The following is a 12134-nucleotide window of genomic DNA, read 5'->3' as shown; positions in this document are numbered from 1 at the left end:
CGGTCATGAGCATCAACTCCCGCATCCGCACCTTCGGTACCCGCGAGGCCGGCCCCGGCCGCCCCGTCTACATCACCGGCGAGATCGGCATCAACCACAACGGCGACATCGAGAACGCCTTCAAGCTGATCGACGCCGCCGCCGAGGCCGGCTGCGACGCCGTCAAGTTCCAGAAGCGCACCCCCGAGATCTGCACCCCGCGCGACCAGTGGGACATCGAGCGCGACACCCCCTGGGGCCGGATGACGTACATCGACTACCGCCACCGCGTCGAGTTCGGCGAGGACGAGTACCGCCGGATCGACGACTACTGCAAGAGCAAGAACATCGACTGGTTCGCCTCCCCGTGGGACACCGAGGCCGTCGCCTTCCTGGAGAAGTTCGACGTCCCCGCCCACAAGGTCGCCTCCGCCTCCCTGACCGACGACGAGCTGCTGCGCGCCCTGCGCTCCACGGGCCGCACGGTCATCCTCTCCACGGGCATGTCCACCCCCAAGCAGATCCGCCACGCGGTCGAGGTCCTGGGCAGCGACAACATCCTGCTCTGCCACGCGACGTCCACCTACCCGGCGAAGGCCGAGGAGCTGAACCTCCGCGTGATCAACACCCTCCAGCAGGAGTACCCGAACGTCCCGATCGGCTACTCCGGCCACGAGACGGGCCTGCAGACCACCCTCGCCGCGGTCGCCCTCGGCGCCACCTTCGTCGAGCGCCACATCACCCTCGACCGCGCCATGTGGGGCTCCGACCAGGCCGCCTCGGTCGAGCCGCAGGGCCTGACCCGCCTCGTCCGCGACATCCGCACCATCGAGGCCTCCCTCGGCGACGGCGTCAAGAAGGTCTACGACTCCGAGCTCGCCCCCATGAAGAAGCTGCGCCGCGTCACCGGCGTCGTCGCCGAGGCGGAGATCGCCACGGCGGCCGGCGAGCCGGTCACGGTCTGACCCACTCCCACCCCCACCACGCCCTACGACGGGACGGTCGCACGCCGATGAGCCCCCGCGCCGGGAACGCCGGCCCCCGCACTCTCGCCTTCGTCGAGAGCCCGGTGCAACTGCTGAACGTGCTGGAGTGGGCGCACACCCGTGCGCCCGGCGCGGAGCTCACCCTCGTCGTCCTGTCCCCGGTGGACCCGATGACCCGCGGCCAGCTGCGCCGCATGGCGGAACTGGCCCGCCGCGAGGGCCACGAGGTGCGCTGGGAGGAGGCGCGGGGCGGCGCCACGGCGCCCTTCCGCACGGTGGGGAGCCTGACGACCCCCCTGCGCCGCGCGGAGCGGGTCGTCATGGGCGACCCCTTCTCCCGCTACGTCCAACTGCTCCTGACCATCACCCGGGCCCGCGACCTGGTCGTCGTCGACGACGGCACGGCCACCATGGAGTTCGTCACCCAGCTCGCCCGCGGCGAACGCCTGGTCCGCTGGCACCGCAAGGGCAGCCGCCCCGGCCCCCGCGACCTGCTGTTCGCCCCGGTGTCGCGGTCCGCCCGGCGCCGCCTGACCCCGGCCGGGGGCCGCGCCGTGGAGGTCTTCTCCGCCATGCCGGTGGAGGAGGTCCCGGACGGCGTCACCGTCACCGCCAACGCCTTCGCCTGGACCCGCGCCCGCTTCGGCCCGCCCCGCATCACCAAGGGCGCCGACATGGTCGGCACCTCGCTGGTGGAGACGGGCGTCGTGGACGCCGACCGCTACCTGGACGCCGTCCGCTCCCTGGCGAAGACCCACGGAGCGGCCCGCTACTTCGCGCACCGGCGCGAGAGCACCGAGAAGCTCCACCGCCTGGCCGTGGAGACGGGCCTGGAGATCGTCCGCCCCGACCTCCCCCTGGAACTGATAGCCCGGCGTGGCCCGATCGGCCGTACCGTCCTCAGTTTTCCGTCCACGGTCGTCCACACCCTCCCGCTCGCGCTCGCCGGCACCGAGGTCCGCGTCGCCGTCTGCGACATCGACCCCGCCTGGCTCACCCGCTCCGCCTCCCCCCGGGCGACCGGCTTCCTGTCGGGCGTCACGGGCTCGGCCCGGGACGCACACCGGCTGTCGGCGGTGGCGGGGGCCGGTTAGCGGACACCCGGCCGGGCCACCACATGGACAGCCCGGCGTGGCACACCCGTACCGTGGTATGCGTGGAGGGAGCAAGGAAAGCGGAGACGGGTACGACGGCCAAAAGCGGGTGAGTTTACCCACCTCCGTCGGCACCCATGCGCCGTACGGCCAACTTTTCTTCCCCTAACGGGCTGAACTTTTGTTGATCGCAGGACAGTTGACCGCCTCGGCGTCCTACCCTTCAGAGGGTGAAGCAATTGATGTCCCGAGAGTCCGAGGCCGATCCGTCAGGGGAAGCGCTGCTTCCCGGCACCCTGCCCGAGGCGCTGCGCGCTGAGCTCGTGGCCTTCCGCCGCGACCTGCACATGCACCCCGAGCTGGGCAATCAGGAGTTCCGCACCACCGCCGCGATCAAGGAGCGGCTCGAGCGGGCCGGCCTCAAGCCGCGGGTGCTCCCCATCGGCACGGGACTCGTCTGCGACATCGGCACCGACTCGGGACAGTGGGCCGGCGGGCCGCGCATGCTCGCGCTGCGGGCCGACATCGACGCGCTGCCCATCCCGGACACCAAGAGCGAGTGCGCGTATCGCTCGATCGTCCCGGACCGCGCCCACGCGTGCGGGCACGACGTGCACACCACCGTCGTCCTCGGGACCGGCCTCGTGCTCGCCGCCCTGCACGAGCAGGGCCTGCTGCCCCGGCCCGTGCGGCTGATCTTCCAGCCCGCGGAAGAGGTGCTGCCCGGCGGCGCCGCCGACGCCATCGAGGGCGGCGCGCTCGACGGGGTGCGCCGCATCCTCGCCGTGCACTGCGATCCCCGGGTGGACGCCGGGAAGGTCGGGCTGCGGGTGGGCCCCATCACCTCCGCCTGCGACCGGCTGGAGATCTCCCTGAACGGACCCGGCGGGCACACCGCCCGGCCGCACCTGACGACCGACCTGGTCACCGCCGCCGCGCGGGTCGTCGTCGACGTGCCCGCGATCGTCGCCCGGCGGGTGGACAGCCGCAGCGGCCTCGCCATGACCTGGGGCCGGATCGACTGCGGCCACGCCCCGAACGTCATCCCGCAGCACGCCGAGCTCGCGGGCACCGTGCGCTGCCTCGACCTCGACGCCTGGCGGCAGGCGCCCGACCTCGTGGTCGGCGCCATCGACGAGGTCGCCAACCTGCACCGGGCCAAGTCCGAGATCACCTACGTCCGGGGCGTGCCCCCCGTCGTCAACGAGGTGACGAGCACCGAGCTGCTCCAGGCCGCCATGGCCGCCCGGCGCGGCACGGACTCCGTCGAGACCACCGAGCAGAGCCTCGGCGGCGAGGACTTCTCCTGGTACCTGGAGCACGTGCCCGGCGCGATGGCCCGGCTCGGCGTCCGTCCGCCGGGCGAGCGCACGGTGCGCGACCTGCACCAGGGGGACTTCGACGTGGACGAGCACGCCATCACCGTCGGCGTGGAGATGTTCACCGCGGCCACCCTCATCGACGCCGTGCAGTAGCCCGCTTCGGTACCGTTCGGCCGCGTTCGGCCCGGTGGTTCACCGGGCCGTAACCGGCCAGCGGCACGAATGGGTAACGGCACCGCGGAACCCCGTTCCCAGGAGTTTCTACGCGCGTTAATGTGCGCCGAACCGAGCGCCCGCTGCGGGGCTTTGGAGAATGGGGAGCTTCAGATGCGTCGGATATCGAGACTGACCCGCGTCGCGGTGGGGGTCGCGTCGCTCGCACTCGCCGCCACGGCCTGCGGAGGCACCAGCAGCGAGAGCGACAGCGGCGACGACGGCAACAAGGACGCCAAGGGCCTCGCCATCGCGTACGACATCGGCGGCAAGGGCGACCAGTCCTTCAACGACGCCGCGTACGCCGGTCTGCAGAGGGCCCAGAAGGAGTTCGGGTACAAGACCGCCGACATCGAGCCCACCGAGGGCGAGACGGACGCGGACAAGGAGCAGCGCCTGGCCTCGCTGGCCAAGCAGGGCTACAACCCGGTCATCGGCGTCGGTTTCGCCTACGGCCCGGCGATGAAGGCCGTCGCCGAGAAGTACCCCGACACCACCTTCGGCATCGTGGACTCCGTGGTCGAGGGCAAGAACGTGGCGTCCCTCGTCTTCGCCGAGAACGAGGCCTCCTACCTCGCCGGCGTCGCCGCGGCCAAGGCCACCAAGACCAACACGGTCGGCTTCGTGGGCGGTGTGGACGTCCCGCTGATCCACAAGTTCGAGGCGGGCTACAAGCAGGGCGTCACCGACACCAACCCGAAGGTCAAGGTGCTGTCGCAGTACCTGACGCAGACCGCGGAGGAGGGCGGCTTCTCCAGCCCCGACAAGGGCCGGGCCGCCGCCGAGGGCCAGATCGAGAAGAAGGCCGACGTCGTCTACCAGGCGGCCGGTCTGTCCGGCCAGGGCGTGATCGAGGCCGCCGCGAAGGCGAAGGTCTGGGCGATCGGCGTCGACTCCGACCAGTACAAGCAGGAAGCCCTCGCCGCGTACAAGGACTACATCCTCACCTCCGCCCTCAAGGACATCAACGGCGCGGTGTTCGCCCTGGCCAAGTCGGTGAAGGACGGCAAGCCGTTGACCGGCACCCAGACCTTCGACCTGAAGTCCGACGGCGTGGGCCTGTCCGACAGCAACCCGAAGTTCGCCGAGGTCCCGGGCGCCAAGGACGCCGTGGCCAAGGCCAAGGAAGGCATCGTCAGCGGTTCGATCAAGGTCAAGACCGAGTAGCGGGCCGTACGGAACCTCACGAAGCGGGCGGGCGCCCCCGGCACCCGCCCGCTTCGGCGTTCCCACCGGCCTGCCCCAGGCTCGTCACGTCACCCTCCGCCGGCGTCTGCGCGCGGCAAGCCCCGGACGCCTCTCCGCGTCACCGAGGGCCTGCCGTTCGGATCACGCCGGCGTCGCGGGTGTGGCACGCGTGTCTGCCGCGTTGTCGTCGGTTGCCAGGGCTCCGCCCCGGCGCCCTCCTCCGCCTCGCAGCCGCACGCACCACACCAGCCCGGTCAGGCCGGGACGCGCCGTCGCGCTCAGCCGGCCTGATCCAAACGGCAGGCCCTTGCTCACGGGCGGATAACAAGGTGGACAGAAGGGGTTTTCAGGCAGGTCTACGCGCGTTAATCTGCGGCGAAGCCAGCGCCGAAGCCGAACCGTACGGCGCTTGTACGACAGGAGCTCCACAATGCGCCGGATTACCCGGATCACGGTCGCAGGCGCAGCGACCGCCTCCCTGGCCCTCGCCCTCGCCGCCTGCGGCGGTACCTCGACCTCCTCCGGGTCGTCGGAGTCGAAGGGGGACAAGGGTCTCGCCATCGCCTACGACGTCGGCGGCAAGGGCGACCAGTCCTTCAACGACGCCGCCTTCTCGGGTCTCGAGCAGGCGAAGAAGGAGTTCGGCTACGAGACGGCCGACATCGAGCCCACCGAGGGCGAGACCGACGCCGACAAGGAGCAGCGCCTCGCGTCGCTGGCGAAGCAGGGCTACAACCCGGTCATCGGCGTCGGCTACGCGTACGCCACCGCCATGAAGAGCGCCGCGGAGAAGTACCCGGACACCACCTTCGGCATCGTGGACGACGCCACGATCAACGCGAAGAACGTGGCGGACCTGGTCTTCAACGAGGAGGAGGCCTCCTACCTCGCCGGTGTCGCCGCCGCCAAGAGCACCAAGACCAACACGGTCGGCTTCGTCGGCGGTGTGGACGTCCCGCTGATCCACAAGTTCCAGGCCGGCTTCGAGCAGGGCGTCACCGACACCAACCCGAAGGTCAAGGTGCTGTCGCAGTACCTGACGCAGACGGCGGAGGAGGGCGGCTTCTCCAGCCCCGACAAGGGCAAGACCGCCGCCGAGGGCCAGATAGAGAAGAAGGCCGACGTCGTCTACGCCGCCGCCGGCCTGTCCGGCCAGGGCGTGATCGAGGCCGCCGCCGCCCACAAGATCTGGGCGATCGGCGTCGACTCCGACCAGTACAAGCAGGAAGCCCTCGCCAAGTACAAGGATTCCATCCTGACCTCGGCCACCAAGGACGTCGCCAAGGCCGTGTACAACCTTGCGAAGTCGGTCAAGGACGGCAAGCCCGCGACCGGTATCGTCAAGGGCGATCTGAAGTCCGGCGAGGTCGGCCTGGCGGTCTCCAACCCGAAGTTCGCGGACAACGCCGAGCTCCAGGCAGCCATCAAGACGGCCAAGGAGAAGATCGTCAGCGGCGAGATCAAGGTCAAGAGCAGCTGAACTGAGCTGAGCACCACCTCGAACAGCGTGTAACCGCGGGGTTGCGCCGCTCGGCGGGGTACGAGGAGGGCACCTCCAGGCCCTCCTCGTACCCCGTCGTGTCGATGTGCCGCCGCCGCTTCAGATGCCGTAGGGGCGCTACGCGCGTAGACGACCCCCGTCCCCAGGAGAGTGCGCCATCAACGCGTCCAGCAGCCCTCCGGCCGGAGCGGCGGTCAACGAATCGGTGACCGCCGTCGAACTCGCCGGGATCACCAAGCGTTTCCCCGGTGTCGTGGCCAACCACGACATCCACCTCACCGTCCGCAAGGGCACCGTCCACGCCCTGGTGGGCGAGAACGGCGCCGGCAAGTCGACGCTGATGAAGATCCTCTACGGCATGCAGAAGCCGGACGAGGGCACCATCGCGATCGACGGCGAGCAGGTCTCCTTCTCGTCGCCCGCCGACGCCATCGTCCGCGGCATCGGCATGGTCCACCAGCACTTCATGCTCGCCGACAACCTGACGGTCCTCGAGAACGTGGTCCTCGGCAGCGAGAAGCTCTACGGCATCGGCGGCAAGGCCCGCCGCAAGATCAAGGAGATCTCCGAGCGCTACGGCCTCGGCGTGCGCCCCGACGTCCTGGTCGAGGAACTCGGCGTCGCCGCCCGCCAGCGCGTGGAGATCCTCAAGGTCCTCTACCGCGGCGCCCGCACGCTGATCCTGGACGAGCCGACGGCCGTCCTGGTGCCACAGGAGGTGGACGCCCTCTTCGACAACCTGCGCGAGCTGAAGGCCGAGGGACTGTCCGTCATCTTCATCTCCCACAAGCTGGGCGAGGTCCTCTCCGTCGCCGACGACATCACCGTCATCCGGCGCGGCACCACGGTCGGCACCGCCGTCCCGTCCGAGACCTCCCCGCGCCAGCTCGCCGAGCTGATGGTCGGCAGCGAACTGCCGACGCCGGAGACGGCGGAGTCGACGGTCACCGACCGCCCGGTCCTCACCGTCGACACACTGCGCCTGGTGGCGCCGGGCGGCAAGGCCCTGCTCGACGACATCTCCTTCACCATCCACGCCGGCGAGGTCCTGGGCATAGCCGGTGTCGAGGGCAACGGTCAGACGGAGCTGGTCGACGCGCTGATCGGCCTCAGGCACGCCGACTCCGGCACCATCCGCTTCCTCGATCAGGACATCACCTCGCTGCCCACCCGCAAGCGCCGCGAGCAGGGCGTCGGCTACATCCCCGAGGACCGCCACCGGCACGGCCTGCTCCTGGAGTCCCCCCTCTGGGAGAACCGCATCCTCGGCCACGTCACCGAGAAGCCCAACAGCAAGGGCTTCTGGCTGGACCCGAAGGGCTCCCAGGAGGACACCCGCCGCATCGTCGAGGCGTACGACGTCCGCACCCCCGGCATCGACGTCACCGCAGCCTCGCTGTCCGGCGGCAACCAGCAGAAGCTGATCGTCGGCCGCGAGATGAGCCACAAGCCGCGCTTCCTGATCGCCGCCCACCCCACCCGCGGTGTGGACGTCGGCGCACAGGCCGCGATCTGGGACCACATCCGCGAGGCCCGCCGCGAGGGCCTGGCGGTGCTGCTGATCTCCGCCGACCTGGACGAGCTGATCGGTCTGTCCGACACCCTCCGGGTGATCTACGACGGCAAGCTGGTCGCGGACGCCGACCCGGCCACCATCACCCCCGAGGAGCTCGGCTCGGCGATGACCGGTGCCGCCTCCGGCCACCTGGAACACGACGAGACCCCCGAGATCCGCAAGTCTCCCGAGTCTCCGGAAGACGAGGCCCGCTGATGAAGAAGTTCGACAAGGAGCGCGTGCTCCTCGCGGTGGCCGGCCCGGTCATCGCGCTCGCCGTGGCCTTCGTGCTCAGTGCGATCGTGCTGATCGCCTCGGGCAAGAACCCCGTCGAACCGTTCGCCCTGATGTTCGAGCAGGCCGGGTTCTCCGACATCCAGGTCCTGATCGTCAACCAGGCGTCGATGTACTACATCGCGGCCCTCGCGGTCGCCATCGGCTTCCGGATGAACCTGTTCAACATCGGCGTCGACGGCCAGTACCAGCTCGCCGCGATGATGGCCGCGATCGTCGGCGCCCACGCGAACCTGCCGGCGTTCCTCCAGGTGCCGCTGCTGCTGCTGACCGCCGTGTGCACCGGTGCCTTCTGGTCCGGCATCGCCGGCGTCCTCAAGATCACCCGCGGCGTCAGCGAGGTCGTCGCGACGATCATGCTCAACGCCATCGCCACCGCCGTCATCGGCTACCTCTGGCTGCCGGACGTCTTCGGCGTCAAGATCGGCAACAACAACACCACCGGCGAGATGCACGAGTCCGGCTGGATCCCCGGCATCGACATGGGCGCGGCCGGCGAGGTCTACGGCCTGGTGATCCTCGCCGTCCTGCTCGGCATCGGCTACTGGGTCGTCCTCAACCGCACCCGCTTCGGCTTCGACCTGCGCGCCTCGGGCGCCTCCGAGTCCGCCGCCGCGGCCAGCGGTGTCGACCCCAAGCGCATGGTGCTCACCGCGATGCTCATCTCCGGCGGTCTCGCCGGACTCGCGGGCCTGCCGATCCTGCTCGGCGACACCCACACCTACAGCCTCAACTTCCCCACCGGCATCGGCTTCCTCGGCATCGGCATCGCCCTGCTGGGCCGCAACAGCCCGGTCGGCATCGCCTTCGCCGCCCTGCTGTGGGCCTGGCTCGACAAGGCCTCGCCCGAGCTGGACTTCCACGGCTACGACAAGGAGATCGCGGTCATCATGCAGGGCCTGATCGTCCTCTCCGTCGTCGTCTCCTACGAGGCCGTCCGCGAGTGGGGCCTGCGCCGCCAGCAGCGCCGCGTCGGCGCGGAGCTGGCCGCCGGTCACGTCCTCGGCGCCACCGACAACACCAAGAAGGAGGTGGCTGGCCGATGACCACCGCGACCGACCTCAACCAGCCCACGCTGCAGCCCGCGGCGCCGACCGGCCGCCGCATGTCGTGGCCCGTACTGCTCCTGGTCATCGTCGGCGCCCTGGCGCTGACCTCGATCGTCCGCCTGATCACCGGCGCCGACGGCATCACCAACGTCAGCCAGATGTCCACCGCGCTCCAGCTCGCCGTGCCCATCGGGCTCGCCGGCCTCGGCGGTCTGTGGGCCGAGCGCGCGGGCGTCGTCAACATCGGCCTCGAGGGCATGATGATCCTCGGCACCTGGTTCGGCGCCTGGGCCGGCTTCCAGTGGGGCCCGTGGACCGGTGTCCTCGTCGGCATCGTCGGCGGCGCGATCGGCGGTCTGCTGCACGCGATCGTCACCGTCACCTTCAACGTCAACCACATCGTCTCCGGTGTGGCCATCAACATCCTCGCGCTGGGCGCCACCCGCTACCTGGCCCCGCTCGCCTTCGAGGGCCACCAGGGCGGCTCGGCCAAGCAGTCCCCGCCGGTCGACTCCCTCGGCCACTTCACGGTGCCGGGCCTGTCCGACGGCCTCCAGACCCTCAACGACAAGGGCTGGTTCCTGATCTCGGACGTCGCCGGCCTGCTCGGCGGCCTGGTCACCGACGTGTCCTGGCTGACCCTGATCGCCGTCGCGCTGATCCCCGCCACCTGGTGGATCCTGTGGCGCACCCCGTTCGGCCTGCGCCTGCGCTCCTGCGGCGAGAACCCGATCGCCGCCGAGTCGCTCGGCGTCAACGTCTACAAGTACAAGTACCTCGCCGTGATCATCTCCGGCGGTCTGGCCGGCCTCGGCGGTGTCTTCCTCTCCATCGTGGCCAACCCCTTCTACCTGGAGGGCCAGACCAGCGGCCGCGGCTACATCGGCCTCGCCGCGATGATCTTCGGCAACTGGATGCCGGGCGGCCTCGCCATCGGCGCCGGTCTGTTCGGCTACACCGACAGCCTCAACCTGCGCGGCGGCTCCGCCAATGTGCACGCCCTGCTGCTGCTCGGCGCGCTGCTGCTGGTCGCCGGCGCCATCTGGCTCGTGGTCCGCAGGAAGTACGTCAAGGCCGCGATCACCTTCGTCGTCGGCGCGCTGGTCTTCGCCTGGTACGCGGGCACCAACGAGGTCCCGAACCAGGTCGTCTCCGCCACCCCGTACGTCGTCACCCTCGTCGTCCTCGCCCTGTCCGCGCAGCGGCTGCGGATGCCGAAGGCGGACGGCATGCAGTACCGGAAGGGGCAGGGCAAGTGACCGGCGTCGACTGGGAGGCCCTGCGCACGGCGGCCCGGGACGCGATGTCCCGGGCGTACGCCCCGTACTCCGGGTACGCCGTCGGCGCCGCCGCCCTGGTCGACGACGGCCGCACCGTCACCGGCTGCAACGTGGAGAACGCCAGCTACGGCATCGGCCTGTGCGCCGAGTGCGGCCTGGTCTCCCAGCTCCAGCTGACCGGCGGCGGCCGGCTGACGCACTTCGTCTGCGTCGACGGCCACGGCGAGATCCTGGTGCCGTGCGGGCGCTGCCGTCAGCTGCTGTTCGAGTTCGGCGGCCCGGAGATGCTGCTGGAGACGCCCGCCGGGGTGCTCACGCTCGCCCAGATGCTCCCGCAGGCCTTCGGCCCCGACCACCTCACGAAGTAAGGAAAGCCAGACATGGCCATGGACGTCATCTCCGTCATCCGCACCAAGCGGGACCGCGGCGAACTCAGCGGTGAGCAGATCGACTGGGTCATCGACGCGTACACCCGCGGCGAGGTGGCCGACGAGCAGATGTCGGCCCTCGCGATGGCGATCCTGCTCAACGGCATGAACCGCGGCGAGATCGCCCGCTGGACGGCCGCGATGATCGCCTCGGGCGAGCGCATGGACTTCTCGTCCCTGTCCCGCCCGACCGCCGACAAGCACTCCACGGGAGGCGTCGGCGACAAGATCACCCTCCCGCTGGCGCCCCTGGTGGCGGCCTGCGGCGCGGCCGTCCCGCAGCTGTCCGGGCGTGGCCTCGGCCACACCGGCGGCACCCTGGACAAGCTGGAGTCGATCCCCGGCTGGCGCGCGCTGCTGTCCAACGAGGAGATGCTGAACGTCCTGGACGGCGTCGGCGCGGTGATCTGCGCGGCGGGTGACGGTCTGGCGCCCGCCGACAAGAAGCTGTACGCCCTGCGCGACGTGACCGGCACGGTCGAGGCGATCCCGCTGATCGCGTCCTCCATCATGTCGAAGAAGATCGCCGAGGGCACCGGCTCCCTGGTCCTGGACGTGAAGGTGGGCAGCGGCGCCTTCATGAAGACCATCGAGGACGCCCGCGAGCTGGCCTCCACGATGGTCGGCCTCGGCACCGACCACGGCGTGAAGACGGTCGCGCTGCTCACCGACATGGCCACCCCGCTCGGCCTCACCGCGGGCAACGCCCTGGAGGTCCGCGAGTCGGTCGAGGTCCTGGCCGGCGGCGGCCCGTCCGACGTCGTCGAGCTGACCCTCGCCCTGGCCCGCGAGATGCTCGACGCCGCCGGCATCAAGGACGCCGACCCGGCGAAGGCCCTCGCCGACGGCTCCGCGATGGACGTCTGGCGCCGCATGATCGCGGCCCAGGGCGGCAACCCGGACGCGGCCCTGCCCACGTCGAAGGAACAGCACGTGGTGAAGGCCGCCTCCTCGGGCGTCCTGACCCGCCTCGACGCCTACGACATCGGCGTCGCCGCCTGGCGCCTCGGCGCGGGCCGCGCCCGCAAGGAGGACCCGGTGCAGGCCGCCGCGGGCGTCGAACTCCACGCCAAGCCCGGCGACACGGTCACCGAGGGCCAGCCCCTCCTGACCCTCCACACGGACACCCCCGACCGGTTCGCGTACGCGCTCGCGGCAGTGGAGGGCTCGTACGACATCGCCCCGGCGGGCACGGGCTTCACGGCGTCGCCGGTGGTGCTGGAACGTATTGCCTGACCAGGCATT

10 protein-coding genes are annotated in these 12134 nt (G+C 70.6%); all 10 read left to right on the top strand.

Annotated elements, in window-relative coordinates; genetic code table 11:
- The first annotated feature begins 5 nt into the window (after positions 1-5).
- The 10 genes from ACIRG6_RS12010 (at position 6) to ACIRG6_RS11965 (ending at position 12125) form a co-directional block, all read left to right on the top strand.
- Positions 6-944, top strand: a complete 939-nt coding sequence (locus ACIRG6_RS12010) for an N-acetylneuraminate synthase family protein (RefSeq protein WP_403322278.1) — start codon at positions 6-8, stop codon at positions 942-944.
- Positions 945-991: 47 nt separating this feature from the next.
- A complete protein-coding gene (locus tag ACIRG6_RS12005; RefSeq protein WP_403322276.1) occupies positions 992-2059 on the top strand; it encodes a hypothetical protein in 1068 nt (355 codons plus the stop codon).
- Positions 2060-2301: 242 nt separating this feature from the next.
- Positions 2302-3534 carry a M20 family metallopeptidase gene (locus ACIRG6_RS12000; protein WP_239765696.1) on the top strand — a complete coding sequence of 411 codons (1233 nt, stop codon included), beginning with the start codon at positions 2302-2304 and terminating at the stop codon, positions 3532-3534.
- 174 nt (positions 3535-3708) lie between these two features.
- On the top strand, positions 3709-4761 hold the full coding sequence (locus ACIRG6_RS11995) for a BMP family lipoprotein (protein ID WP_364676637.1): 1053 nt from the start codon (positions 3709-3711) through the stop codon (positions 4759-4761).
- A gap of 451 nt (positions 4762-5212) precedes the next feature.
- A complete protein-coding gene (locus ACIRG6_RS11990) occupies positions 5213-6262 on the top strand; it encodes a BMP family lipoprotein (RefSeq protein WP_189229000.1) in 1050 nt (349 codons plus the stop codon).
- 226 nt (positions 6263-6488) lie between these two features.
- Positions 6489-8054: an ABC transporter ATP-binding protein gene (locus ACIRG6_RS11985; protein WP_239765592.1), complete on the top strand. Its 1566-nt coding sequence runs from the start codon at positions 6489-6491 to the stop codon at positions 8052-8054.
- Entirely contained in the window at positions 8054-9178 is a 1125-nt protein-coding gene (locus tag ACIRG6_RS11980; RefSeq protein ID WP_364676639.1) for an ABC transporter permease, read from the top strand. The genes ACIRG6_RS11985 and ACIRG6_RS11980 overlap by 1 nt, the downstream gene beginning before the upstream one ends.
- Positions 9175-10440, top strand: coding sequence for an ABC transporter permease (locus tag ACIRG6_RS11975; RefSeq protein WP_364676641.1), 1266 nt, complete (start codon positions 9175-9177; stop codon positions 10438-10440). The genes ACIRG6_RS11980 and ACIRG6_RS11975 overlap by 4 nt, the downstream gene beginning before the upstream one ends.
- Positions 10437-10829, top strand: coding sequence for a cytidine deaminase (locus ACIRG6_RS11970; RefSeq protein WP_350714163.1), 393 nt, complete (start codon positions 10437-10439; stop codon positions 10827-10829). Before ACIRG6_RS11975 ends, ACIRG6_RS11970 begins: the two co-directional genes overlap by 4 nt.
- Before the next feature lie 18 nt (positions 10830-10847).
- A complete protein-coding gene (locus ACIRG6_RS11965) occupies positions 10848-12125 on the top strand; it encodes a thymidine phosphorylase (protein ID WP_403322498.1) in 1278 nt (425 codons plus the stop codon).
- Positions 12126-12134 lie beyond the last annotated feature (9 nt).

This window comes from Streptomyces flaveolus (assembly GCF_044765825.1).
GTDB classification, from domain to species: domain Bacteria; phylum Actinomycetota; class Actinomycetes; order Streptomycetales; family Streptomycetaceae; genus Streptomyces; species Streptomyces flaveolus.
The sequence above is the reverse complement of the archived record's forward strand: the minus strand, read 5'-3'. Positions and strand labels throughout refer to the sequence as shown.